This window comes from Nocardia sp. NPDC051990 (assembly GCF_040680755.1).
Classification (GTDB): Bacteria; Actinomycetota; Actinomycetes; order Mycobacteriales; family Mycobacteriaceae; genus Nocardia.
Genome location: NZ_JBFAXH010000004.1, coordinates 438,006 through 463,171, shown reverse-complemented (window position 1 = coordinate 463,171; position 25,166 = coordinate 438,006). Strand labels below are relative to the sequence as shown.

The following is a 25,166-nucleotide window of genomic DNA, read 5'->3' as shown; positions in this document are numbered from 1 at the left end:
GCAGGGGATAGCGTGAGCGAACGCCAGCGAGCGAACCAACGACACAGCGTGCAATCGCGCACGACGGAGCCGAGCGCCAGCGAGGCAGAGTCGTGAGTGATTTCGACGACCGGCGCAAACCCGGTGCGCCGTATCAGCGACAGCATTTGGGCGCCGAGCAATTCGGCCCTGCGCTGGGACAACCCGGATCCGGGCGGCCCGATCCGGGTCAATCGAAGGCCGATGCACCGCACAGCACATTCGGCGCACCGGTCCAGCTCGATCCGGCCGTCCTGTCGCCATTCGGCCCCGAACCCACGGCAGCACCGTGGAACGGCGGCGGCGCGCCGGCGCAGCCGATGCCGTGGCAGCCCGATCAGCAATCAGCAAGTGCACCTGGTCAATTCGATCCGACACGGCAGTGGACGCCGCAGCCGCAGCAACCCATGTCGTCATGGCAGCCGGGCTCGACGACGCAATTCCAGCCCGGCGCAACACCGTCCGGACCACCTGGCGGGCTGCAGGCACCGCATGGCAGCGGCTTGAATGCGCTCTTGGGTGACCGATTCGCATCGGAATTGGCCGCCGCGTCGGGTGTGAACCGACCGAGCCGCAGTCGGCGCATCGCATGGGTCGCCGCCGCGGTCGCGGTGGTCGTGGTCGCGATCGGGGCGGCGGCGGCGATCCTCACGGCCAACCACGGATCGGATGACACCACGGCGCAGAATCCGGTTCCGTCGATGGTGAGCGCACTCACCCCCACCGGTTCGCACACCTCGCCCCAGCCGACCACCACCAAGCACGCCCCCGCCAATCATGAGACCCCGGTCGTCCCCGGTTACCAGGTTGTGGTGGCCTCGGACCTCGGGGCCGCCTATGACGTACCCGCCGACTGGACGGTGGCCCCCGACGGCAAGATCGGCGGCTTCGGGGAACCGCCCAATGCCGTCACCGGTAAGGGGCTGGCCACCGACGGGAAGAGCTACTGCCCCGGCTCGACCCGCACCGTGGCCTTCCTGACCGGTTCCACGCACACCGATTCGGCAACCGCGGCAACCGAACTCGGCACCAGGACCGCTCAGATCGCCTACACCAACTCACCGGGCGGTACACCCGGCGCCGCACAGCCGCTCAGCTCGCTCGACGGATCCCAGCAGGGCATGTTCGTGGAAACCAAGGGCACCGCGACCAAGGTCAATCCAGGCTGCGCGACCGAGTACTCGGTCTACACCTTCGCCACCCCCACCGATAACGGCAATTTCGTCATGGTGATCGCGGCCGACACCGGCGTCCCCAATGCCATCGATGCGGTAACCGCCCAGCGGATCTTCACCAGCATTCGACCTCATGAAGGGTGATTGACCTGCGGGTTTAACGTCTGGACGTGAGCTGTTGTAAGCTACTCCAGGTTCGCTTCACGGGGTGTGGCGCAGCTTGGTAGCGCGCTTCGTTCGGGACGAAGAGGTCGCAGGTTCAAATCCTGTCACCCCGACTCGTGGTTGAGACGAATGGTTCCGCCCCCGGCCCGCACAGGCCGGGGGCGGAGCTGTTTACGCTGGTTTGCCCGGCGGTCCGGGGTGGGCCACCATACCGCGCAGGCAATGACCGCTAGTAGCCCGCAGACCAAGGCGAGCAAGCCAACGATCACGAAAGCATCCATCCATACCTCCCGAGACTTCTCGTAGGTGCGCCCGGCGTCGCAATGAATCGGCATCGGCCGGCGGCCACGAAGGGCGGTCGGCGGATCGCTCCGTAGACTCCGCTACCGCGTACCCGGCTGTCATCAGCCTGGCGCGGCAATGTGTCCTGCGGTGGTGCGGCGACGTGGCCAAGTGTTTGCTGTCTGCTCCCCTCACTGTGCACCGGCGGTGCGAAGTTCCGGTAGGCGGCGCGCCGAAGGAATGCGCGACCGTTCCGATATGTCCCCGGTCGTCCCATATGGGCGGTGAGCAGACTCTTACCGCTTGCTATCGTGCGGTCATCTCGACGAAACGCGAGGTCCATAGCGTATCCACGTATGTCGACACGGGTGGCCACACTGGCGCATGCGGCGGGAGACCGTTGCGGGACGTTGGATGGTAGTGCTGACCAATCCCAGATCGCCGACGACCGCGTCTTTCCAGCTGAAACCCCAGCCGCCCATGTGATCACCTGCACCTCTTGCGAGTTGCCGGCTGCCTTGTGTCCCTTATCCTTTGGGCGACTGCGCGCTCGGCTCAGCCTGTGCGGGTGTCGGCCCGCAGGTAGCTGTAGACGGTCTCACGGCTGATCCCGATTCCTTGGCCAGTACCGACTTCCGCTCACCCGCCGCGGGCGCGCTCGCGCGGCCGGTCGGCTTGGGCGTCGGCGAGAGCGGGTTTGCGGCCGGTGTACACGCCGCGGGTCTGGCCGCGACGATGCCTTCGCGCCGGCGTTCCGCGATCAGTGCATGCTCCAACTCGGCGAAGGCCCCCGAGTTCTCTTGTCGCCCAGGGCTTTGAAGGTCGCCGGGAGCGCCATCCCGGCCCGGATTTCGGTGGGTTCGAGCATCCAGAAGGTGCACTCGTCGAGCAGCTGCGCCGGGTCGAAACCGCCCAGCTCGGGACCGTTGCGGGGTCACCGAGGTCCCCATCGGATATCCCAACGCTTGGGTAGCGGGCGGTTGGACCAGGCCGCGATGAAAACCGGCGGCGGGAAACGTGGCCAAGGGCTGGTCGATGCCGCCCGCGGGCGGACTTCTTGCTGCCGCCGCCGTTCATTGCGGTGTCTCATCCCATCGGTCGAAAGTGGTCGATGAGATGGTGGCGGGCAGGTTCTCCGCATGTTGCAAACAGCTCAGACTCAATTGTCTTGCACATTTGTACTAGACAAACGTGCAACACGTTTGTTAGACATATGTGCAAGACATTCGAGCCAGTGAGGAGCAGATCATGAGCAACACCATCCCCGCCACCATCCGCCCGCGGGTCCTCGTCTGCGGCGGCGGCATCGGCGGCAATGCCGTTGCCCTGCAACTGCTCCGGGCCGGGATCCGGGCCACTGTGGTCGAGCGGGCGACCGCGCCCCGCCCCGGCGGACAGGCCGTGGATCTGCGCGGCCCGAGCGTCGAGGTGGCGGAGCGGATGGGGCTCATGCCGGGCATCCGCAAAACCCAATTGGACGAGCACGGCATGGTTTTCGTAGACAGCGAGGGCAAGGAACTGCTGCGCATGGCCGCGGAGGTCTTCGAGGGCAAGGGCACGGTCGCCGAGATCGAGATCACTCGCGGCGACCTGAACCAGGTGCTGCTCGATCTACTCGCGGCGGCGGGCGGCGTGGACTACCGCTACGGCGAATGGGTTACCGAGATCGACCAGGACGGCGCGGGCGCGGATGTCACCTTCGCCTCCGGCGGCACCGAACGGTTCGACATCGTGATCGGCGCGGACGGACTGCATTCCGCTACCCGGCGCCTGGTCTTCGGCCCGGAGGAGGAGTTCTCCACCTACCTCGGCGGTTATATGTCCTTCTTCACGCTGCCGACCCCCGAGTACGCGAAGCCGCATTGGTTCGCGATGAATTCACTGGTCGGTGCGACCGGTGTCGGACTGCGCCCGGATGCCGATCCGGCCACCAGCAAGGCGCTGGTCGTCATCCGGGGCGCCGCGAATCCGGCGCTGCGTCGTGATGTCGCGGCACAGCAGCAGTTCATCCGCGAGCGGCTGGCCGACGGCGGCACCATCGCAGACACCGTCAGCACTGCTATGGCCACCGCTGACGACTTCTACTTCGACGAACTGGCCCGCATCGACGTCCCGAACTGGTCAAAAGGCCGGGTGGTGCTGCTCGGCGACGCGGGCTACTGCGGGTCCCCAGTCACCGGACAGGGCACTGCGATGGCACTGGTCGGCGCGTACGTCCTCGCCGGTGAAATCGCCACGCACGCAACCGATCCCGATAAGGCGCTGGCCCGCTATGAAGAGGTGCTGCGGCCGTTCGTCGCCACCGCGCAGGAACTGCCGCCCGGCGGCCTGCGGTCGATGACGCCCGGTTCCCGCTTCGGCATCCGCGCGGGACTGCTCGTCAGCAAGCTGATGACCACCAAGATCATGAAGCCGCTCATGATGAAGATGCTCACCAAGACCGAGAGCTACGAGCTGCCCGACTACTCGCTCCAGACGGTCAACTGACCGCTCGAGGCCCAGCCGGGCCGGTCACCCCTCGTGAACCGGCCCGGCCACATACACCCTTGGATGGGATCGTCGGCGTGCACCGAATGGTTACCTTCGGCAGCGGCGACTACCTGCGCCGGTCAGCTCCGGGAAGAGCCATCCGCAGTGGTTGCCCCCGATAAAGCGCCAGCCGGGACGGTCACCCCTCGTGGACCGGCCCGGCTGGCGCTACCCCGTGATGCGACCTGTTACCCCTCGTGAACAGGTCGAGTCCGGTTCCCCACCCTCGGTGGTGGCTGGTGTTGCGGTGTTGACACAAACAATGCCGTCGCCGGCTTGTTAGGCACTTAAGAAGACCTTGCAGGAACAAAACCGCAGGTAGCCGCATTATTTTCGGAAGTTCCTCCGGAGTTTGCGGCGCGTTGGCGCGAATCGGCGGATGATGGAGGATGAGGGCGACAAGGAGAATGGAGCGGCGATGGAAACCTTGGTTGTCTGGGTGCTGGCCTGCCTGCTCTACTGGTGGGGACTGCTGTAGTTCCGAGCCCTGGGGCCCGTAGATTCCAGCCCCAAACGAAAAGCAGCTCCGCCCCCGACCGAAATGGTCGGGGGCGGAGCTGTTTTCGGGCCTGAGCTGTCAGCCGTCCAGTGCGGCGTGGACACCTTCCTCGACGCGCTTGCCGAGTTCGGCGTCCACGTTCTTCCAGTAGTCGAAGACTCGGGACAGCACCGGCTCGCGCACACCGCCGAGCACATGGCTGACGATATTGTCCACCAGGCGATCTCGCTGCTCGTCGTCGAAGACCTCACGGACCAAGGTGCCTGCCTGGGTGAAGTCGCCGTCCTCGGCGTGCTCGCGATAGCCCGCGCGCAGCATGGTCGGGTCGAACTCCCAGTTGCCGCCATCGGGCGCCTGTTCGAGGTCGGCATGCGGGCCGCCGAATGAATTCGGCGCGTAGACAGGCATATTCGCGTCGTTGTAGTCGTAGCGCATCGGCCCCTCCTTGGAATAGGAGTTCACCTGCGCGGCCCGCGCGCGGTTCGGCGGCAGCTGCGCGTAGTTGGTGCCGATGCGGTAGCGGTGCGCGTCCGCATAGGCGAACACCCGGCCGAGCAGCATCTTGTCGGGCGAAAAACCGATGCCGGCAACGACATTCGATGGTTCGAAGGCAGCCTGCTCGATATCGACGAAGTAGTTGCCCGGATTGCGGTTCAGAGTCCACTTGCCGACCTCGATCAACGGGTAATCCCGATGTGACCACACCTTGGTCAGGTCGAACGGGTTGAAGCGGTAGCCCTCGGCCTCGGCGACCGGCATGACCTGCACGTACAGCGTCCAGCTTGGGAACTCGCCGCGCTCGATCGCCTCGTACAGGTCGCGGCGGTGGTAGTCGGCGTCCGCACCAGCGAGGCGATCGGCCTCGGCCTGGGGCAGATAGTCGATGCCCTGATCGGTCTTGAAGTGGTACTTCACCCAGAAGCGCTCGCCCGCGGCATTGACCCACTGGTAGGTGTGCGAGCCGTAGCCGTTCATATGCCGGTAGGTCTTCGGGATGCCGCGGTCGCCCATCAGCCAGGTGACCTGGTGGGCGGTCTCCGGACGCAGGGTCCAGAAGTCCCACTGCATATTGTGATCGCGCAGCCCGCTGCCGGGCAGGCGCTTCTGCGAGCGGATGAAGTCCGGGAACTTGATCGGATCCTTGATAAAAAAGATCGGGGTGTTGTTGCCGACGAGGTCGTAGTTGCCATCCTCGGTGTAGAACTTCACCGCGAAACCCCGCGGGTCGCGCCAGGTGTCGGGGCTGCCCTGTTCGCCCGCTACGGTGGAGAACCGCGCCAGCGATTCGGTCCGCGCGCCCGGCTGGAAGAGCTTGGCCTTGGTGTAGCGACTCACGTCATTGGTGACCACCAGCTCGCCGTATGCGCCCGCGCCCTTGGCGTGCACGATCCGCTCCGGCACCCGCTCCCGGTTGAACTGGGCGAGCTTTTCGATGAGGTAGTGGTCGTGCAGCAGGATCGGGCCCTGCGTGCCCGCGGTGAGCGATTCGTTATCGCTCGGTACCGGCGTTCCGGTGTTGGTGGTTGTCGGGTTGGACATCGGCAGCCTCCTTCGCTGAATGGCTACATCCCGCTTCGGGATGTACGGCAGGTCGGGCACAGACCCCAGAAGACGACCTCGGCCTCGTCGATCGCGAACCCGTGCGCGTCCTCGGGTTCCAGGCAGGGGGCTGCGCCAACGACACAGTCGATATCGACGACCGTGTCGCAGCTTCGGCACACCAGATGGTGGTGGTTGTCCCCGGCCCTGGTCTCGTACAGCGCGGGCGAACCGGCGGGTTCGATGCGCCGTAGGAGTCCGGCGTTTACGCAGGCCCGGAGCACGTCATAGATGGCCTGCGTGGATACCGAGCCGAGGGTTTCGCGGACGGTGGCGGCGACCCGATCGGCATCCGAATGCGGTCGGGCCGCGACCGCAGCCAGCACCGCGAGCCGCGGGGCGGTAACCCGCAGGCCGGCCGCGCGCAACTGCTCGCGCGGATCGGCGATGTTGGTGTGCATACATCCGATAGTTACGCCTTTTCTGGAATTAGTCAAGAAAAGAATGAGCGGCGCGAGGATGTGTGATGGTGGTCACTGCAGGCTGATGTTCCGCGCTCTTCGACTCGCACTCGGTGCGTCGATGAGCTGCGCCTGCCGTTGGCGGAGTGTGGGGAGGGGACCGGTTCAGTGTGCGGATACGCTGGCGGTCATGGCGGGCAACTGGCCGACCCCCTTCGATTCGCACCCGGCCCGCCGATGACTTGTGCCCGCGCCCCGCGGAGTGCGGGTTAGCCGGATCGGTTCAATGCGCGGATGAGGCGACTGGTCACGGCGGGCGCTGTCCCGCGCCGGTTTGATTCGCGCCCGGCCAATGAAGACTTTGCGCGTGCGCCGAGCGGAGTACGGGTTGGCATCGCGTGGCACGTCGACTGGGCGTGCCTGTTTCAGGAGCGGAACTTCTTGGCTCGCATGTACTTGGCGAGTTCGTCGTAGGTGCCGTCGCCGTTGGCGAATTCGACTACGTTGCGGGCGGATTCGAACCAGGGGCCCGCGCTCGGCTTGATCTGACTCAGCGCGACCTCGATATCGGCCATGCCGACCGGGCGCATGGTGCTGGTGCTGATCGAATCGGCCATCGCCAATTGTGTTGCCGAGGTGCAGATATGGGCCAGATCGGCACCGGAGAAGCCGTCGGTGCGCCGCACGATGGCCGGAAGATCGATGCCCGTGACAGGACGATCCCTCAGGTGGAAGTGCAGGATCGCCCGGCGCGCTTCTGGATCCGGCAGCCCGACCAGGATCATGCGGTCGAACCGGCCGGGGCGGCGCAGGGCGACATCGAGATCCCACGGGTGGTTGGTGGCGCCGAGGATGTAGACGCCATCATTGCCGCGCGTCGCCGAATCCATTTCATTGAGTAGCTGATTCACCACATTGCGCATCCAGGAGGAACCCGACATCTGACTGCGCTTGTGCCCGAGAGCATCCACCTCGTCGAGGAACAGCACACAGGGTGCATTCCGGCGGGCCATCTCGAAGACCTCGTGCAGATTGCGCTCGCCGGAACCGTGATAGATATCGAGGATATCGGCGATCTCGATCGGATAGAAATTCGCGCCGAGTTCACCGGCAACCGCCGAGGCGATGAAAGTCTTACCGCAACCGGGCGGGCCGTAGAGCAGCAGCCCACCACGCGCGGAAGTACCAAACGCCTTGGCGAATCCGGGATTACGGATCGGCCCGAGCAACGTGAGTTCGAGCTGACGCTTCACATCCTGCATGCCACCGACATCAGCCAACTCGAGGGTGGGCTTTTCGAACACACCGACATCCGAGTCGGCCACGAACTCGCGCGAGCCCTCATCGACGAACGCGGGTGCGATGATGTCACCGAGCTGCTCTTCTGCAGCCGACCAGTCATATTGCAGCGGTTCATCTTTTGCCTCGTCAGGCAGTGGCTCGCTAGGCGTGGACTCGCTTGGTTTCAGCTGGCTGGGCGTGGACTGGCCTGGCGTCGACTTATCCAGCGTCGACTCGCTGGGCGTGGGCTGGCCCGGCATCGGCTGACTCGACGTGTGCTCGCTCGGCATCGGCTGACTCGGTGTCGGCTGGCCGGGGGTCGGCTGACTCGGCGCGGCGGGGGTTGCCGCATCACCTGCGAGCGCAATCGCGCACTGCTGCAACAACTCCAGGACACGAGCGTGTCTCGGTTCCTGAGTAAGTGCGGTCGCGCACTCGGCCAGTGCCTCGGCATAGCGGGCACGGTCGATCAGCAGCTCTATCACCCGCACGCGCAGCGCGAGCACCTCTGGACTGCGCTCCAGTGCGGCCAGCATTTCGGTCAGTACCAGATCATCGGACACGCCGATCCCCCCTCTTCACCTCGTGAGCTCGTTGATTCTAGATTGCGGTACGCGAGTCCGTACCAGCCCGAATCGCCACCCACGGGTAGCCGAAACGAGTGCCAGGTGGCTCCTCTGACCGCGCAGTGCCTAGAGGTTGCCAACTGCCTCGATCAGGGACTTTAGTGTGCATCACATTCGAGTTCGTGGAATAGATCCGGGGGACGGGTGGTTGACCACCTCTGTCGGCGTCCGGACAGCCCCGGGCCTCACCCCATTTGTCGCTTCGAGCGACCACTCGCCGAGAGGCGCTTGTGGGACGTCGGCACTCGAGTCGTGACGTTGGCGTGGCGTCTGGCGACTCAGCGCCGCCAGGTTTACCGACCTGGCGGCGTTTTGTATGCGGTCCGCACGCAGTCCTGACTGGACGCGCGGTCCTCGGCTCGGGCGCAAGATGGTTCGTAGTACGGACGTGCCGCTGGTGTCCGCCGGGAAGAATCTCGGAATGTCGGACGTCGAGCGCCACGCCCGGTTGACAATCGACTGAGCCGCGTACAGCCGTGTTGCCCGGTCTGACGCGGTTGGGCGCGATAGCCTCATGCGCATGGGGCGCATCTACGGATTCCTGGCCGGAATCGCGGCGGTATCGCTGGTTGTAGGGAGCGTTTTCGCCGGGGGTGCGCAGGCCGCGCCCACCGAGCAGCTGTCGTGTGGAGTGTCGTCCGGGCGGGAGCCGGAACGGGCGTCACCGGAACAGGTGGGACTGGATTCGGGACTGCTCGCGAATGCCTTGGCGTTCGCGAGTGGGCGTAATCGGTTGAATGTGCAGGTGTTCCGGCACAACTGCCTGATCGGCGAGGGGCCGACGAACGCCCAGACCGGAAATGTCGCCTGGAATATCTGGAGTGCGACGAAGAGCGTTGTCTCGCTGCTCGCCGGAATAGCCTGGGATCAGGGGAAACTCGATATCGAAGCGCCGATCGACCGGTATCTGCCGCCTGGACTCGGTGATGCGCAGCATCGATCGATCACCGTCGAGAATCTGCTGACCGAATCGTCCGGCATGGCAGTGGGTGTGCTCACCGAGGGTGCGACGGGGGTGATTCCACTCGATCCGAATAGTGCCGTGCAGGCGCTCGGGGTGCCGTTGGACAATCCACCGGGCGCGGCATTCAGCTACAGCCAGCGCAATGTCGATCTGCTCGCGTACGTCATCGAATTGGCCGTCGGGGAACGGTTGCAGCAGTTCGCGCAGCGTGAGCTTTTCGATCCGCTGGGCATCGCACGCGGCGATTATTACTGGGCGCGCGATCGTGCCGGGCACACCTACGGATACGCCCATCTGATGATCCCGCCGAATGATTTCGCCAAACTCGGGCTGCTGGTGACCAATAACGGGCGCTGGGGCGTGCAGCAGATCATCTCGCAGACGTATCTACACAAGGCACGTCAACCCTCACCGGCGAATGAGTGCTACGGGTATCTGTTCTGGCTCGGGCCGGGATGCGCCGAGTCCGCCGACTTCATGCCCGCAGACGTGTACATGATGTCGGGACTCGGCATGCAGAACGTTTTCATCGTGCCGAGCCTGGATTTGACGGTGGTGTGGACCGGATTCTTCGGGAATTTCACCAACGAGGGCATTTCGGGAATTGTGCAGAACACCGCGGAGTTGCCGCACGAATTCTTCCGGCGGTTGTTCGCGGCCTTCGAGGACCATCCGGTGCCCGATCCGGGTCCCTTTGTCGAGCCGCCGCTGCGTCTGGATCCGCGCCGGTTCGTGGATACGAATCTGCTGCTCGCGGTCTTCGGCAGCGGACCCGCGGCATATCCGGGCTGCAATGTCTTCAGCTGCCTGAACTATCCGTTGGCGCCGCCGTTCGCCGATACCGCACCCGGCTGCGCCATCCTGGCCTGCCTCGGTCCGGATCCGCGCCGGCCTGGCATCCGCTGAAGAATTTTGTACCGGGATCGCAAGCCGAGCCGCACTGAGCGGACGGGAATCCCGAGCTGCCGCAAACGATTGAGCAAGTCGCATAGCAGGTGACTGTCGCGCACAACATAGACGTTGTGCGCGACAGTCACGACCTGTGCGTGCGCTGTGATTCGCACAGCGAGCCGTCCTGCACGAAGGAATCCGCGGTGGCGCAGAGGATTGGGGGCGTCGCAGAGGAGGTGACTACCTCGCACACGGTGGCGGTTGTGCGAGGTAGGGATGGAGTCAGGTCAAGGGGGTGAGCCAGTTGTGGTGGGTGTCGGTGTGGAGGGCGGCGGTGCGGCGTTTGCGGAGGGATTGGGTCAGGGGGCCGGGGTGGCCGGTGGCGATGAGGCGGCCGTCGACTTCGGTGACCGGGGAGATACCAGAGGAGGTACCGGTGACGAAGACTTCGTCAGCTATGTAAACCTCCGTGAGGTCGATGGTGCGTTCGACAATCGGGATGCCGTCTTCGGCGGCGAGGGTGAGGATGGTGCGGCGGTTGATGCCGTCGAGGATGTCGCAGGAGACATCGGGGGTGATCAGGGTGCCATTGCGGACGAGGAAGATATTGGCGGCGCTGAGTTCGCAGACGTGGCCGTTGCCGTCGAGGAAGATGCAGTCATCGTAGCCGCTGTCGATGGCGTCCTGCTTGGCTAGTACCGAATTGACGTACGCGCCATTGACTTTCGCACGTGAGGGAATCGCATTGTCCGGAATGCGCCGCCACGGGCTGGATTTCAGGCGCATACCGTCCTGGGGGACGATCGGCACCGCGTCGTAGACGAAGATGCTGACCTGGATCGCGCAGCCGCGAACCCGGGTACCCGGAATCGATTCGACGACATGCACTGTCGCGCGAACGAATACGTCCTCGGTCGGCGCATTGGCCGCGACCAAGTCGATGATCGCCGTGCGGAAGCGCGCGAAGTCCCATTCGGCGGCGAAACGGTCGATGCCGATGATCTTGCAGGATTCTTCGAGTCGCCGGAAATGGTCGTCGAGCCGAAATGCGGTGCGTGCCGATCCATCCACATGCACCGGGAAAACTGTGTACACACTGAGCCCGTACAGCACCGCCGATGATGCGACACCGACCGACGCCGCCCGCGCGTCAACGATCCGGTCCCCGAAATATACCTGTGGATAAGGATTCACCATCGGCGCAGGCTAGCAGTCGACATATGGGCGGGGCGAAGGTTTTTCGGACCGCCCTGGTGCTGGTCAGTTCTCCGCGAGTCGGGCGAAACGCGCGGTATCCATGTAGTCGCGGAACAGCGTGACCTTGCCGTCGCGGACTCGAATAACATTGACGGAGGTCCGAACTCGGGCCCGCTCGGCGCCGGGCACCGTCATATCCACCTCGTTCTCCACAAGAACCACCTCGGGATCGGCTGTTTCGTACACCTGTGGATAGATCCCGTGCACCTCGATACCGGAAATCCCGGACCAGCGCTGCGCGAGATGCGCCCGGATCTCCTCGTGCCCGACCAGCCGGGTCGGCATTCCGGGGATAACGAAGGGGATCTCGAATACCGCATCCGGGGCGAGCAGTCGGACGAATGCGTCGACATTGCGAGCGGGCAGCTCCCGGAACATGCGTTCGACCAGCTCACGAGGGCTTTCCACCGAAGTCTCCACCATGAATACACCTGCTTCAGTTAATCGGAACGTTGACCCCGTTTACTATACGGAACGATCGCCCCGCTTGTCGATACCTCCAGTAAACTCGGCCCGTGACCGACGGAACCGAAGACCAGAGCATCGCCGGTCGCGACGAAACCCAGCACAGCGAGGAACGGCTGTGTCCGAGAAATGAAGACACAATGCCACCCGCCGCGGCGGAATCAAGCGCCAGCAAGGACCAGCGGTGACCGCGGCAAACGAAGACACAACGCCACCAGCCGCAACCGAACCCAGCACCAGCAAGGAACAGCCGTGACCAAGGCAAACGAAGACACAACGCCACCAGCCGAGGGGGAATCGAGCGCCCGCGAGGTGTGGCTGTGACCGATCGCGTGGAACCGCGTCCGCTGCGCGCCGACGCGCGCCGCAATCGCGACCGCGTGCTGGCCGCTGCCCAAGAGGCCTTTGCCGCCGAGGGCATTTCGGTGCCGCTCGATGAAATCGCGCGCCGCGCGGGCGTCGGGGCGGGCACCGTTTACCGTCACTTTCCCACCAAGGAAGCACTTTTCGAGGCCGCGATCACGGACCGCGTCGAGCGCATGATCGCCTACGCCCGCGAACTGGCCACCGCCGCCGACCCGGGCAAAGCCTTCTTCGATTTCCTCGACCGTATGGCCACCGAGGGCACGGTCAAACGCGACCTCGCCGAAGCCGTCGGTGTCGACTCCCCCGAACACCGCAAACCCGCCCACGATCTGCGAGTCGCCATCGCCCAATTGCTCACCCACGCACAACAATCCGGTGCGGTGCGACGCGATATCGATATCGACGACCTGATGCGCGTCGTGAAGGGCACCTTCCTGGCTGCCAACAGCGCCAACACCACCGCCAACCAACGCCGCCGCGCCTTCGCGATCGTGTTCGACGGACTGCGCGCCCACTGATTCGAGCCAGCGCTGAACTCGCTGATCAAGCGAAAAGCCCGGTGAGCGAGCATTACACCGCTGCACCGGGCTTTCGTTGGTTGCGATCCAGCAGGTGCCCACCCTCACCCGCTGTGGCTCTCCGCAGACTTATCCCAAAAGGCTGGGCTGGTCGATCACCCACAACCACGTGCCGTCATCCTGGCGGCGAGCCACTTCGACGGTGACACCGCCGTCAGGCAAACACACCGAGGTGAGCGCCAGGTCGCCGTTACGCAGCGTGGGCTGCTGCCGCCCAGGAGCAAACGTGGACCCGCCGCTGACCAGATGCTCATACGCTTGGTGAATCTCGCTGGCCCCCTTGGCGACCCCACCATTCGGCAGCGCCAGCACCGCGTCCGGTTCGTACAGCGCCACCAGCCCTTCAACGTCGCCCGCGTTGAGCCGCTCCACGATCAACCGGCTGAGATCCTCCGGCTGGACGGCACGCTCCCTGCCATCATCACTGGTCATTTGCTCGTAACTCCCATCAGATCCGGCCAAGCTGCCTCGGACAGCACGCGATCATGCCAGGCAGGTACGACAAACCAGCACTGACCGAACCACTCGGTGCGTCGGTGACATTCGATATCGGATGACCGACAAGCGAACGGGCCGTTCGGATCTCGCGATCGGAACGGCCAGTTCGGTAGCGGTCAGCGCTGCGCCAGCAGTACTTCGGCGATTTGAATGGTGTTGAGGGCGGCGCCCTTTCGGAGGTTGTCGCCGGAGATGAACAGTGCGAGGCCGCGGCCTTCTGGGACGCCCGGATCCTGGCGGATGCGGCCGACGAGGGAGTCGTCCTTGCCTGCGGCGGCCAAGGGGGTCGGCACGTCGGTGAGTTCGACACCGGGAGCCTTGGCCAGGATTTCCCTGGCGCGCTCGACCGAAATCGGTTCGGCGAATTCGGCATTCACCGACAGCGAGTGGCCGGTGAAGACCGGAACGCGCACGCAGGTTCCGCTGACCAGCAGGTCGGGCAGACCGAGGATCTTGCGGCTCTCATTGCGCAGCTTCTGGTCTTCGTCGGTTTCGAAGGAACCGTCGTCGATCAGCGCACCGGCGAGCGGGATCACGTCGAAGGCAATCGGCGCGACGTACTTGTTCGGGGCCGGGAACTGCACCGCACCGCCGTCGTGCACCAGCTTCTCGGCATCGTCGACCACGGCACGCACCTGCGCGGCCAGTTCCTCGACACCGGCCAGGCCACTGCCGGAAACGGCCTGGTAGCTCGAGATGATCAGGCGCTGCAGACCCGCCACGTCGTGCAGCGGCTTGAGCACCGGCATCGCGGCCATCGTCGTGCAGTTCGGATTCGCGATGATGCCCTTGACCAGATTGCGAGTCTGCTCCGGATTCACCTCGCTGACGACCAGCGGGACCTCGGGATCCTTACGCCAGGCCGACGAGTTATCGATCACGGTGACGCCGGCTGCCGCGAAACGCGGGGCCTGCACCCGCGACATGGTGGCGCCCGCGGAGAACAGCGCGATATCTAGGCCGGTGGGATCGGCGGTCTCGGTGTCCTCGACCACGATTTCACCGCCGTGCCACGGCAGGGTCTTACCCGCCGAGCGGGCCGAGGCGAAAAAACGCACCTCGTCGGCCGGGAAGTTGCGCTCCTCCAGCAGTTTTCGCATGACGGCGCCGACCTGTCCGGTCGCGCCGACGACTCCTACCCGTACACCCATGGCTGTGCCCCTTTCGACTTGACCGGGAGCGCTGCGTTGCTACGCTGCGCTGCCGCCTCCGCGCTCGACCCGGCCAGGTCAGCGTCCTGTTCCCGCGTGGACGACGGCGACCTCGTCGCCGCCCAGATCGAAGGCCTTGTGCAGCACCTGCACGGCCTCGTCCAGCTCGGTGTCCTTGACCAGCACCGAGATCCGGATCTCGGAGGTGGAGATGAGGTCGATATTCACGCCCGCGTTCGCCAGCGCCTCACAGAAGGTGGCGGTGACGCCCGGATGGCTCTTCATACCCGCGCCGACCAGGGAGACCTTGCCGATGTGGTCGTCGTAGAGCACCTGCGAGAAGCCGATCTCGTCCTGGCGCTTGGTCAGCATCTCCACCGCACGCGCGCCCTCGGTCTTGGGCAGGGTGAAGGTGATATCGGTCTTGCCGGTTTCGACCTTGGAAATGTTCTGCAGGACCATATCGATATTGATCTCCGCGTCGGCGATCGCGCGGAAAACCTTGGCGGCGTAGCCAGGTTCGTCCGGCAGGCTGACCACGGTCACCTTGGCCTCGCTGCGGTCGTGCGCGACGCCCGTGAGGATTGCTTGCTCCAAGGGGATGTCCTCCATCGATCCATAGACGTAGGTGCCGGGCTTGTCGGTGTAGGACGAGCGCACATGCACCGGAACGTTGTAGCGGCGCGCGTATTCCACGCAGCGCAGCATGAGTACCTTCGCGCCGCAGGCCGCGAGTTCGAGCATCTCCTCATAGGAGACCTGCTCGAGCTGCTGCGCGTCGGGCACGATCCGCGGGTCGGCGGTGAACACGCCGTCCACATCGGTGTAGATCTCGCAGACGTCGGCCTTCAGCGCCGCGGCCAGCGCGACCGCGGTGGTATCGGAGCCGCCGCGGCCGAGGGTGGTGACGTCACGACTGTCCTGGCTGACGCCCTGGAAGCCGGCGACCAGCACAACCAGACCTTCGTCCAGCGCGGCGCGCACCCGGCCCGGGGTGACGTCGATGATCTTGGCGTTACCGTGCGATCCGGTGGTGATCACACCCGCCTGCGAGCCGGTGAACGAGCGAGCCTGGGCCCCGAGCGAATGGATGGCCATAGCGACCAGCGCATTGGAGATGCGCTCACCCGAGGTGAGCAGCATGTCCATTTCCCGAGCCGGCGGCGCGGGCGCCACCTGCTGCGCCAGATCGAGCAACTCGTCGGTGGTATCGCCCATGGCCGAGCAGACGACCACCACGTCGTGGCCCTGCTTCTTCGTCTCGACGATCCGTTCAGCGACGCGCCGGATGCGCTCGGCGGTCGCCACCGAGGATCCTCCGTACTTCTGAACAACGAGAGCCACGACAGGGTCCTCCAAGATCGACAAACAGCTGCTAACAGCTCCCCAGAGTACTGCCGAGGTCTATCTAATTTGCTGGTGCCTCCCGGCCCGGCAGCGTCGAGGGGGCCTGACGCGAGTCGATCTTGGTGCCAATCGCTGCCATGAGCGGGTGCGTTTTCGTGTTCTGGAACGCGGCGATCAGCCACTCGCCGTGCTGCCGGATCACGACCGTCGTCTGTACCTTCATGGCGCGGCGCGTGCGACGCTGCTGAGGCTTCAGCATCCAATGACGGCGCTGCTGCGGGCGGACGACACCGAGTGAGAGGACGATGTAGCCCATGAAAAGCACGGTGATCGAGGTGACCACGGGACGATCCGAAGTCGTGTACGACATCACCCCGCAGTGCGCGTCCTTCGCGCGGGACGCTGGCGCGGATGGGCTGCTGCATATCTTCGTACCGCATGCCACGGCCGGGATCGCGATCATGGAACTCGGGGCGCGCAGCGATGACGATCTGCTCGCCGCACTGCGCGATCTGCTGCCCGCCGATGATCGCTGGCGGCATGCACACGGCTCACCCGGACACGGCCGGTCCCACGTGATGCCCGCATTGATCCCGCCCTACGCCACTGTCCCGGTCATCGGCGGTGCGCTGACCTTGGGTACCTGGCAGTCGATCGCGCTGGTCGATCTCAATATCGACAATCCGGATCGGCAAGTGCGCCTGTCATTTCTGCGCGGTTAGTGGTGAGCGATGCCCGCCGCCTCAGGCCCTGGTCAGCCAGGTGACCTGCACGCCGTTGCCGAATTCGATGCGCTCGGTGGGCGCGAACAGGGTCGGATTGAATTCGCCGGCGAAGGCCGTGGTCCCGGTCCCGGCCACCACCGGATAACTCTTGATGACGAGCTCATCGATCTCGCCGAGCAGTTGCGCGGCGAGCTTGCCGCCACCGGCAAGCCAGATATCCATGCCGTCCTCCTGCTTCAGGCGACGCACCAGGCCGACCGGATCGGCTTCGACCAGTTCGACGGTCGGATCCTCGATGCGGCCGAGGGAGCTCGAAACGACGTACTGCCGCATATGCGCGTATGGGCTGGTCACGCCGATGGCCAGGGCCGGAGCGTAGGTACCGCGGCCCATGACCAAGGTGTCGAACTTCTGATTCGGCGCATCCACCGCCAGCCCGATATGCGGGCGCGCATGGGTCGGGAGCGTCTCCGGGTACCGCGCCTTCAGCCAGTCCCACATGTCGTTCCCGACCGGATAGAAGCTGATGTCGTCGCCGGGACCCGCGATGTAGCCGTCGAGTGACATGCCGACGAAATAGCAGAGTTTTCGCATGTGACTACCTCTTTCATGCTGCCGGATCGTCAGGCCCGGGAGAACCAGGTGACCTGGGCGCCGTTGCCGAACTCCCGGCGCTCGGTTGGCGTGAACAGGGTCGGGTTGAACGCACCCGAGAAGGCGGATATGCCGCCGCCCGCGACGACCGGGTAGCTCTTGAGTATCATCTCGTCGATTTCGTCGAGCAGCGCCCCGGCCAGTTTGCCGCCGCCGCACAGCCAGATATCGCCGCCAGCTTCGGCTTTCAGCCGTCGCACCAGCTCGACCGGGTCACTCGCGACCACCTCGACCTGTGGATCATCGATCGCACCGAGGGTGTTCGAAATGACGTACTGCCGCATATGCGCATACGGGCTGGTGACATTCTCCGACAGCGCGGGCTCATAGGTCCCGCGGCCCATCAGCACGGTGTCGAACCGCTTACTCGGTTCGTCCACCGCAATACCGGCGTGCGGCCGCACCTGACTCGGCACGAAGTCCGGGCACTCCCCATTGATCCACGCGACCATCTCGGCGTCGAGCGGATAGAAGTCGAACTCCCCCGCCGGACCTGCGATATAGCCGTCGAGCGACACGGCCACGTAGTAAACGAGTTTTCGCATATCCATACCGCCTGATTAGTTGTACTCTGTCTGTAGTGATTTGAAAGTAGTACTACGAATGGAGTGGTGTCAAGTGCGGACTAATCCGGAGCGGCGGCAAGCGCTGCTCGATGCGGCGCTCGAGGTGTTGGCGAAGGAGGGAGCCCGCGGGCTCACCTTCCGCGCGGTGGACAAGGAAGCCGGGGTGCCGGCGGGTACGGCGTCGAACTATTTCGCCAACCGCGACGACCTGATGACCCAGGCGGGCGGGCGATTCTACGAACGCCTGGCCCCGAGTGCGGCGACCATGGCCGATCTCGCGACCGGCGCGAAGACGCGGGCGCATATCACCGAGCTGATGCGAGAGACCGTCGGTCGCCTCGAGGCATTCCGCACCGGCTACCTGGCCATGCTCGAGCTGCGCCTGGAGGCGACGCGGCGACCGGAGCTGCGCGCGGTCATGACCGAGGCCGTGCGCGCGGATCTCGATTTCAATGTGCGCAACCATCTCGAAGCTGAGCTGCCCGGCGATGAAAAGTCGGTGATTCTGCTGTATCTGGCGCTGAATTGGCTGATCGTGGACCGGCTCACGCTGCCCGGAATCTTCACCGAGGCACAGAGCCAGGAACTGATCGAAGCCGCGGTCGATCGACTCGTCGGCTCAGCGTGAAACGCCGCGCTCTACCGGGAACCCTTGTGACCCGCGTCACCGTCATTCGATAATGGGGCAATGATGGCGAATGTCGGAGACCGGCTCCTCGTGCACGGCCACGTGGTGGGGGAGGGTGATCGCCACGGCGAAATCGTCGAAGTCCGCGGCCCCCAGGGCGCACCGCCGTATGTGGTGCGATTCGATGACGGGCACGAATCGCTCGTCTACCCGGGCCCGGACGCGATCATCGAACCAACGCCGCACTGAGCCGCAGCACGCGCGGGGCCCGCTGGCCGCGGGCCCGCTGCGCGCTGCGCGCTGCCCAGCCGGACGCACACACCTGGTCCGGCAACTCGTGGCATTTCGTGGGGCGGCCGCACCGCGCCCCGACGTCTCCGCCGGCAAGTCCACCGCACCCGGCGATATCGCGGTTTCTTCGAATACCAACCGTAACTTGTTCTCGCCGTTCATAATCGACCGTGATTCCCCCGAGATATGCGACCGTGTGGCTTCGGGCACCATCCACTCGGTTGACTTCGGATTGTGTCGCTGGGCACAATTTGCCAATGTAGTTGGGCGGGGGCGGAGGTATGGAATGCGTACAAAGACCGATATCCGTTTTGTCATCGACGCCGACCCCGAGCAGGTAATGGATGCGTTGGCCGCGGTCGAGATGCTCCCGGAGTGGTCCAACTCCTACCGCGACGCCCGGGTCGCGAGCCGCGACGACGACCTGCGACCGCGCCGGGTATTCGTCAAAGCGGAACTGATGGGCCGCTCGGATCTACAGGTCTTGGAGTACGAGTGGACCGAGAAGCGCTCCTCCTGGGAGGTCACCGACAGCACCCGCGGGGTGCGGGGCGGCGGCTGGTTCGAGGTGACCGAGGGCGAAGAGGGTACCCATGTCTGGTACCACGTCGAGCTCTATATCCCGATCCCGATCCCGGGCATGCTGGTGAGCCGGACCATGCGTCGCTCGAACGAGACCGTCGTGCAGAACTTCATCGAGTTCGCTGAGGGCTTCACCGAAAACGAGAACTATCAGGCCGTCTAGGGCTGACCCTGGCGCAATCGGATGCGACTATGTGAACCATGATCGGTTCCAAACGGGCACGCCTGCTACCGACGGCCGACGATGCGTCGGTAACCCAGCTCGAGTTGTTCTTCGACCTGGTGCTCGTCTTCGCTTTCACCATGGTGACCGACCTGGCCGCACACGAGACCAGCGCCAAGAACATGCTGCGCGCGCTGCTGGTGCTCGCCGTCATGTGGTGGCTGTGGATCGCCTACTCCTGGCTCGGCAATGTGGTGCGCGCGGATGAGGGCATCGCGCGCGTGGCCATGTTCGTCGCGATGGGCGGCGGATTCCTGGCGGCGCTCACCATTCCGGAGGCCTTCCACGATCTGCCCGGCGGCTGGTATGGCCCGCTGGTCTTCGCGATCGCGTACCTGATCGTGCGCATGGTGCATCTGGGCATGTTCGTGCTGGCCAGCGCCGAGGATTCGCAACTGCGCAACCAGGTGCTGCGCTGGAGTCTCGGCTCCATCACTATCGGGACCACCCTGCTCGTCATCGCGGCGATGACCTCCGGGACAGTGCAGATCGTGCTGTGGATCGCCGCGATCGCCGGCGATATGGGATGGACTCTGCTCGCGGGCGAGGACTGGCGAATCAATTCGGTCAGCCATTTCGCCGAACGCTACGGACTGATCATCATTGTGGCGCTTGGTGAATCGATCGTCTCGATCGGCATCGGCGTTGCCGGACTGCCCATTTCGTGGCCGATCGCCGTGGGATCATTACTCGGACTTGCGGTTTCAGGCTTGTTGTGGTGGGCGTATTTCGATGCGGCCGCGCTGTCGGTGGAGCACGAGTTGCAGCGGGCCGAGGGCGAGCGGCAGATCAAGATCGCCCGAAACTCCTACACCTTCTGGCATTTCCCGATGATCGCCGGGATCATCGGACTCTCGCTCGGACTGAAGAAGGTGCTCTACTACGTCGGCGACGAATCGGCGCACAACCTGACCGACGCGCTCTCCGGGATACCGCTGTTCGCGCTGTACGGCGGTGTGGTGCTGTATCTGATCGCCTTGGTCGGGTTCAAGCATTACGCGACCGGAAGCGTCACGGTGCCGCGACTGGTGGCCGCCGCGGTGCTGCTGGTGCTGATTCCGGCTGCCTGTGCGCTGCCCGCACTGGCCGCACTGGCGCTGCTGTGCGGTGTGCTGGTGCTGCTGATCGTCTGGGAGACAGTGCGTTACGCGCAACCGCGCGATCAGATCAGGCACGCGACATACGGCTGAGCTGATAGCGCACGGTCTGTTCGTGCGGCGTCGGGCCGCAGTTGGAGGGCTCGACGCGCACCCCGGCATGCACCGCGTCCCGGATCTGATCCACGTTCTCGCGGATCATGTCCGAGACCAGTTCGTCGGTGCGCGGATCGGCCAGCACCTGGAAGACGATGCGAAATGTGGTGTCGGCGATGAGCCGGATGATCTCGTCGTGGAACGGGATGTAGCGGACCCGTCCGGCCTGCGGATCGTTCTTGATGAGTTCGAGGATCATCTCGTCCATTTCGGCGCGGTTCTCCTCCAGCGCCGCCGCGATATTGCGGGTGTAGTGGCCGGCACGCAGCACCTGCGCGACCTCGTCCAGGATGGCGATGGTCATGGGGCGCTTGATGACATCGACAATGGTCGTCACGAACCGGTTCATCACCGCCGCGGTCACCCGATCGCCGAGCGCCCGATCGGCGACCCGGCCGACGCGCACGACGATCACCACGATCCGCAGTAACCGGAACCCGCGGAAGAATGGGCTGGTCACCGGGATCATGCCGAGCACTTCATACCAATAGACGAACGGGAACGTCCACGGCCAGCCGGCACGGCGCCAGCGCCAGAGGAATTCGGCGGCGAATATCGCGCAGACCGAGTAATCGAGCACCACGATCACGCGGTAGGTGTACGCGGAGACGTCGAAGAAGCTGACCCAGGTGACCAGCACAACCGAGACGATGGCCAGCACCAGCATCACCAGGTCCGACCACAGCGCAGGCGGTTTGCGCGGAAAATCCAGCTTCGGCCCGTCGTCGAGGCCAAGCGTGGTCGGCCTGGTTGGAGTAGCCACCTAATGATCCCTTCGACGCCGAACCGTCCCGCCGAGGGTAATACGCGTTCGACCCAGGGTTACTTCCCAGCGCGGATGATCGCCTCGATATTGCGTTCGGCCAGTGCGGTAATGGTGAGCGAGGGGTTGACCGTGCCGGTGCTGCCCGGAACGGCTGCGCCGTCCATCACGTACAGGCCAGGATGGCCGTGCACGCGACCATTACCGTCGGTGGCCCGGCCGAGTACCGCACCGCCCAGCGGGTGCGCGGTGAACAATGCGTTGGCGTCGTAACCGAGTGCGCTGTATTCGACCAGGGCATTGGCACGTTCGGCGATCCGGTGATCGACCGCGCGGGCGGCCGCCACGATATCGTCCCGGTTCTTGGCCGACCAGGACAGCCCGACCGCATTGCGGGCGCGGTCGTAGCCGAAGCGTGCGCGGGCCGGATCGAGCACCATGCCAAGGGAGGCGAGCGCGCCGGTCTCGAACGGAATGCCAGGGATGTACCAATTTTCGAGCGTGAGCGGCACCGCGGATTCGTCGAGGATCCGGCTCGCGCTCGGCACGCCCTGACCGAAACCGGCCAACTCGCTGGCACCGCGCGCCAGCACCACATCACCGTTGGTGCCCCAGCCATCGCCGATGTGCTCGTTGAGGTTCGGCAGTGCGCCGGTCGCCTGGGCCCGCACCAGTAGCTCCGAAGTGCCGATCGAACCCGCGCCGAGGAACAGGCGGTCGCAGGTGAGGGTGCGGGCGCGGATAACCTCGCCGGTCGGCGAAAGTTTTGTCACAGTCACCGAATAGCGGCCGCCGGATTCCTGCGCGATAGCGTCGACCCGGTGCCCCGGATAGATGGCGGATTTGCCGGTGTCCTCGGCGTAGCGCAGATAGTTCTGGTTGAGGTCGAACTTCGCGCCGTTGGAATTGCCGAGACTACTGCGCGCCACCGTCGCGGAAGGCCTTGTGGTGCCGGCGATTTCGCCGCGCAGCACATCCCAGTTGAAGATCGAGTCATTGGCGACCGGCTGATAGCCCGCCTTGCGCACCTGTTCGTCCCAGGCCCGGGAATGCGCGAATGGCGCGGCGGCGTATAGGTCCGCCGGAATAGGGCTGAGCCGCAACATCTCCCGCACGCGCGGGTAATAGAGGCTTTCCATTTCGCCGTAATCGACTGTGCCGCCGAAGATATGGTCGAAGAAGCGACGCTCGGGCGCGACCATCGCACCGGAGAAGATGACCGAACCGCCACCGACAGCGGCCGCCCGCCATACGTCTATGCCCGAATACTCGGTGCAGTCGAGTACGCCGCCGAAGCTGGCGAAATGCATCGGCACCTTGGTGACGCCGGTGAAGTTGGTGCGATGCCAGAAGCCGCGGCCGTCGGGCAGATCGTCACCGGTGAAGATTTCCCGCCACGGATCGTTGGGCCAGCGCGAACCGCGCTCCAACACGGTATTGGCGATACCGGCCCGAGCTAGGCGCAGTGCGGTGACCGAGGCGCCGAAGCCGGAGCCGATCACGATCGCGGGCGAATGCTCGGGCGGATCGGGAAGTGGCGCAAAGATTTCCGGGACCCACATGCGGAAAAGGCCGTCCCACATCGGATCCGCGGCGCCGGATCGCCCCGCACCCACTGCAATACCCGCGACACCCAACATCGCGGCCGCACCGGATGCCTTGAAAAAGGCACGTCTGTGCACCCGGTCTACCTCCCTCATCACGCATGACCGAGCGCAGACTACCGGTATTCGGCGGTGCTGAACAGCCGGTGCCGAAGGAGACCGACGATCTTGGTCGCGTGCCGTCGACGAGTGGTTGCCGGTACGGGCGTCTCAGTCGGCGAACGGGGCCTTGTCCGGCTTGCAGGTAGCGCCGGGCGCCGGGAGTTGCAGGTCCACAAGGTAGTGCTCCTGGAGACGGGCCGCGCAGTCACTCACCACCAGGTGCCCGTAACCGCCCTCGATGATCACCAGCCTGACATTGACCAGCTCCTGCTGGGCCCGGCGGGCAGCCGTCAGCGGGGTGACCGGATCGAAGCGGTTGTTGAGCAGCAGGGCGGGCTTGTCCGAACGCAGAATCCACGGACCGGTGATGCGCTGCGGATACCCCTTCGCCGGTGCGGGCCAAGCACCGCATGCCTGGCGCAGGTACAGCCACATGGCACCGTAATGCGGTGCGGCGCTGTCGAGTTCGGCAGCCATGGTGGGCCATTGCTCGGGTTCGCGGCCGAAGCTGTTGTCCGCGCATGTGATTGCGGTGAAGGACTCGAGGAAGTCCTCGTTGATCGTATCCAGAATCGGTTGTACGACATCGGGATTGCCCGCCGGGCCGCGCTCCAGTTCGGCGAGCAGTTCGGCCAGTGCGGGCCAGCCCTCCTTCGTGTCGTAGAGCAGGTTGGCATGTGCGGGCAGCACCTCCGTGAGGGTTACCGCGCGAGAGTGCTCACCCTGACCGACCACGATGGGGCCCTGGCGCAGCCGGTCCAGTACGACATCGTTGCGGGCGCGCAGCGCGGCGGCATCGGTTTTGGTCGGGCCCGCGAACACACAACGCGGTTGTCCCGCTTCGGCACACAGCCGCAGGAACTCCGCGAGCACATCCTCGGTGCCGGCCGCGGAGTCGGCGATCTGGGCGCCCGGATCGTTGGAGTAGGCGTCCGGGTCGATCATCGAGCCGAGTTGCAGTGCGCGGACCCGGTCGCCGAACAGCGCGCCATACACCGCGCCGAGATAGCTCGCATAGGACCAGCCCTGGTAGGTCATGGTCGTCTCGCCGACCGCGCGGCGCAGCAGATCCAGATCGCGGGCGGCATCGACGGTGGTGAGGTGCGGCAGCAGCTGCGGGCTGTGCGCGGCACAGCCGGCGGCCAATTCGCGGGCATTGCGCGCGGCAACGGCCTCCTGCTCGGCATTCGTCGGCGGGAGCAGGACGCCGGACCAGAAGCGGTGCTGCTCTTCGGAATTGGCGAAGCACCGCACCTGACCGCTGCGGCCGATGCCGCGCTGATCGAAGGTGATCACATCGAATCGGCGGGCCACCTCACCGTCGGACAACTCACCGTGGCTCGCCATTTCGAACCCTGAACCGCCGGGTCCGCCGACGGCGCTGAACAGGGTGCCGATGCGATGGTCCGCATCGATGGCGGGCTGTTTGAGGACGGCCAGCGACAGCGTCGGACCATTCGGCTGCGCGTAATCGATCGGGACCGCCGCTGTCGCACACTGATACCTGCTCAACTCCGGTTCGGTGCACTGTGCCCAATCGAGTTCCGGGGTCAGCGCCGCATCGGCCTGCGCGACCAGTTCGGCGACCTGCGAGACCGCCGCACTCTGCCGGGAGCACGCGACCAAGGACGGCACCAATACGGCCGCCAACGCCAACCCGACGATCTTCCACCCGCGCATACC

General features: G+C 65.0%; 23 protein-coding genes and 1 tRNA gene. 10 read left to right on the top strand and 14 right to left on the bottom strand.

What is annotated here, in order from left to right:
* Nucleotides 1-92 precede the first annotated feature (92 nt).
* The 3 genes from AB0L63_RS11295 (at nucleotide 93) to AB0L63_RS11285 (ending at nucleotide 4,127) form a co-directional block, all read left to right on the top strand.
* Entirely contained in the window at nucleotides 93-1,337 is a 1,245-nt protein-coding gene (locus AB0L63_RS11295; RefSeq protein WP_364497956.1) for a hypothetical protein, read from the top strand.
* 60 nt (nucleotides 1,338-1,397) lie between these two features.
* Nucleotides 1,398-1,471 (top strand) — tRNA-Pro (locus AB0L63_RS11290).
* A 1,417-nt stretch (nucleotides 1,472-2,888) separates the two neighbouring features.
* Nucleotides 2,889-4,127 (top strand): FAD-dependent monooxygenase, encoded by a 1,239-nt coding sequence (locus AB0L63_RS11285; RefSeq protein WP_364497953.1) that lies wholly within the window; start codon nucleotides 2,889-2,891, stop codon nucleotides 4,125-4,127.
* A gap of 619 nt (nucleotides 4,128-4,746) precedes the next feature.
* On the opposite strand, the gene AB0L63_RS11280 is transcribed toward AB0L63_RS11285, so the two are convergent.
* The 3 genes from AB0L63_RS11280 to AB0L63_RS11270 all read right to left on the bottom strand — a co-directional run bounded on the left by AB0L63_RS11280 (nucleotide 4,747) and on the right by AB0L63_RS11270 (nucleotide 8,512).
* A complete protein-coding gene (locus tag AB0L63_RS11280) occupies nucleotides 4,747-6,207 on the bottom strand; it encodes a catalase (RefSeq protein ID WP_364497950.1) in 1,461 nt (486 codons plus the stop codon).
* A gap of 23 nt (nucleotides 6,208-6,230) precedes the next feature.
* Nucleotides 6,231-6,668, bottom strand: coding sequence for a Fur family transcriptional regulator (locus AB0L63_RS11275; RefSeq protein ID WP_364497947.1), 438 nt, complete (start codon nucleotides 6,666-6,668; stop codon nucleotides 6,231-6,233).
* Nucleotides 6,669-7,093: 425 nt separating this feature from the next.
* Nucleotides 7,094-8,512 carry an AAA family ATPase gene (locus AB0L63_RS11270; protein WP_364497944.1) on the bottom strand — a complete coding sequence of 473 codons (1,419 nt, stop codon included), beginning with the start codon at nucleotides 8,510-8,512 and terminating at the stop codon, nucleotides 7,094-7,096.
* Between the two features lie 583 nt (nucleotides 8,513-9,095).
* On the opposite strand from AB0L63_RS11270, the gene AB0L63_RS11265 reads away from it, so the two are divergent.
* Nucleotides 9,096-10,445: a serine hydrolase gene (locus AB0L63_RS11265; protein ID WP_364497941.1), complete on the top strand. Its 1,350-nt coding sequence runs from the start codon at nucleotides 9,096-9,098 to the stop codon at nucleotides 10,443-10,445.
* A gap of 267 nt (nucleotides 10,446-10,712) precedes the next feature.
* On the opposite strand, the gene AB0L63_RS11260 is transcribed toward AB0L63_RS11265, so the two are convergent.
* Both AB0L63_RS11260 and AB0L63_RS11255 read right to left on the bottom strand, forming a co-directional pair.
* Nucleotides 10,713-11,627, bottom strand: coding sequence for an aminotransferase class IV (locus AB0L63_RS11260; protein WP_364497938.1), 915 nt, complete (start codon nucleotides 11,625-11,627; stop codon nucleotides 10,713-10,715).
* A gap of 63 nt (nucleotides 11,628-11,690) precedes the next feature.
* Nucleotides 11,691-12,110, bottom strand: coding sequence for a nuclear transport factor 2 family protein (locus tag AB0L63_RS11255; RefSeq protein WP_364497935.1), 420 nt, complete (start codon nucleotides 12,108-12,110; stop codon nucleotides 11,691-11,693).
* Nucleotides 12,111-12,472: 362 nt separating this feature from the next.
* On the opposite strand from AB0L63_RS11255, the gene AB0L63_RS11250 reads away from it, so the two are divergent.
* Nucleotides 12,473-13,036 carry a helix-turn-helix domain-containing protein gene (locus AB0L63_RS11250; protein WP_364497932.1) on the top strand — a complete coding sequence of 188 codons (564 nt, stop codon included), beginning with the start codon at nucleotides 12,473-12,475 and terminating at the stop codon, nucleotides 13,034-13,036.
* Between the two features lie 129 nt (nucleotides 13,037-13,165).
* On the opposite strand, the gene AB0L63_RS11245 is transcribed toward AB0L63_RS11250, so the two are convergent.
* The 4 genes from AB0L63_RS11245 to AB0L63_RS11230 form a co-directional block, all read right to left on the bottom strand.
* Nucleotides 13,166-13,528 carry a nuclear transport factor 2 family protein gene (locus AB0L63_RS11245; RefSeq protein ID WP_364497929.1) on the bottom strand — a complete coding sequence of 121 codons (363 nt, stop codon included), beginning with the start codon at nucleotides 13,526-13,528 and terminating at the stop codon, nucleotides 13,166-13,168.
* A gap of 182 nt (nucleotides 13,529-13,710) precedes the next feature.
* Nucleotides 13,711-14,745, bottom strand: coding sequence for an aspartate-semialdehyde dehydrogenase (locus tag AB0L63_RS11240; protein ID WP_364497926.1), 1,035 nt, complete (start codon nucleotides 14,743-14,745; stop codon nucleotides 13,711-13,713).
* A 78-nt stretch (nucleotides 14,746-14,823) separates the two neighbouring features.
* Entirely contained in the window at nucleotides 14,824-16,089 is a 1,266-nt protein-coding gene (locus AB0L63_RS11235; RefSeq protein WP_364497923.1) for an aspartate kinase, read from the bottom strand.
* Between the two features lie 64 nt (nucleotides 16,090-16,153).
* Nucleotides 16,154-16,435 carry a hypothetical protein gene (locus tag AB0L63_RS11230; RefSeq protein ID WP_364497920.1) on the bottom strand — a complete coding sequence of 94 codons (282 nt, stop codon included), beginning with the start codon at nucleotides 16,433-16,435 and terminating at the stop codon, nucleotides 16,154-16,156.
* Here AB0L63_RS11230 and AB0L63_RS11225 point away from each other — a divergent pair.
* The gene (locus tag AB0L63_RS11225; protein WP_364497918.1) at nucleotides 16,407-16,814 is read left to right on the top strand and encodes a secondary thiamine-phosphate synthase enzyme YjbQ; all 408 of its coding nucleotides are present in this window, start codon (nucleotides 16,407-16,409) and stop codon (nucleotides 16,812-16,814) included. The genes AB0L63_RS11230 and AB0L63_RS11225 overlap by 29 nt on opposite strands.
* Before the next feature lie 21 nt (nucleotides 16,815-16,835).
* On the opposite strand, the gene AB0L63_RS11220 is transcribed toward AB0L63_RS11225, so the two are convergent.
* Entirely contained in the window at nucleotides 16,836-17,411 is a 576-nt protein-coding gene (locus AB0L63_RS11220) for a dihydrofolate reductase family protein (protein WP_364497915.1), read from the bottom strand.
* A gap of 29 nt (nucleotides 17,412-17,440) precedes the next feature.
* Nucleotides 17,441-18,016 (bottom strand): dihydrofolate reductase family protein, encoded by a 576-nt coding sequence (locus AB0L63_RS11215; RefSeq protein ID WP_364497912.1) that lies wholly within the window; start codon nucleotides 18,014-18,016, stop codon nucleotides 17,441-17,443.
* 58 nt (nucleotides 18,017-18,074) lie between these two features.
* Between AB0L63_RS11215 and AB0L63_RS11210 the strand changes: the two genes are divergently transcribed.
* The 4 genes from AB0L63_RS11210 to AB0L63_RS11195 all read left to right on the top strand — a co-directional run bounded on the left by AB0L63_RS11210 (nucleotide 18,075) and on the right by AB0L63_RS11195 (nucleotide 20,951).
* Nucleotides 18,075-18,665, top strand: a complete 591-nt coding sequence (locus AB0L63_RS11210; RefSeq protein WP_364497909.1) for a TetR family transcriptional regulator — start codon at nucleotides 18,075-18,077, stop codon at nucleotides 18,663-18,665.
* Between the two features lie 60 nt (nucleotides 18,666-18,725).
* Complete coding sequence (locus tag AB0L63_RS11205; RefSeq protein WP_364497907.1) at nucleotides 18,726-18,914, top strand: DUF1918 domain-containing protein; 189 nt, start codon at nucleotides 18,726-18,728, stop codon at nucleotides 18,912-18,914.
* A gap of 328 nt (nucleotides 18,915-19,242) precedes the next feature.
* Nucleotides 19,243-19,701 (top strand): SRPBCC family protein, encoded by a 459-nt coding sequence (locus tag AB0L63_RS11200; RefSeq protein ID WP_364497904.1) that lies wholly within the window; start codon nucleotides 19,243-19,245, stop codon nucleotides 19,699-19,701.
* A 38-nt stretch (nucleotides 19,702-19,739) separates the two neighbouring features.
* Nucleotides 19,740-20,951 carry a low temperature requirement protein A gene (locus tag AB0L63_RS11195; RefSeq protein ID WP_364497901.1) on the top strand — a complete coding sequence of 404 codons (1,212 nt, stop codon included), beginning with the start codon at nucleotides 19,740-19,742 and terminating at the stop codon, nucleotides 20,949-20,951.
* On the opposite strand, the gene AB0L63_RS11190 is transcribed toward AB0L63_RS11195, so the two are convergent.
* The 3 genes from AB0L63_RS11190 to AB0L63_RS11180 all read right to left on the bottom strand — a co-directional run bounded on the left by AB0L63_RS11190 (nucleotide 20,929) and on the right by AB0L63_RS11180 (nucleotide 25,163).
* The gene (locus AB0L63_RS11190; protein WP_364497898.1) at nucleotides 20,929-21,777 is read right to left on the bottom strand and encodes an ion transporter; all 849 of its coding nucleotides are present in this window, start codon (nucleotides 21,775-21,777) and stop codon (nucleotides 20,929-20,931) included. The two genes, AB0L63_RS11195 and AB0L63_RS11190, sit on opposite strands and share 23 nt — an antisense overlap.
* Nucleotides 21,778-21,836: 59 nt before the next feature.
* Nucleotides 21,837-23,459: a GMC oxidoreductase gene (locus tag AB0L63_RS11185; protein ID WP_364497895.1), complete on the bottom strand. Its 1,623-nt coding sequence runs from the start codon at nucleotides 23,457-23,459 to the stop codon at nucleotides 21,837-21,839.
* Nucleotides 23,460-23,591: 132 nt separating this feature from the next.
* Complete coding sequence (locus tag AB0L63_RS11180; RefSeq protein WP_364497892.1) at nucleotides 23,592-25,163, bottom strand: alpha/beta hydrolase; 1,572 nt, start codon at nucleotides 25,161-25,163, stop codon at nucleotides 23,592-23,594.
* Nucleotides 25,164-25,166 lie beyond the last annotated feature (3 nt).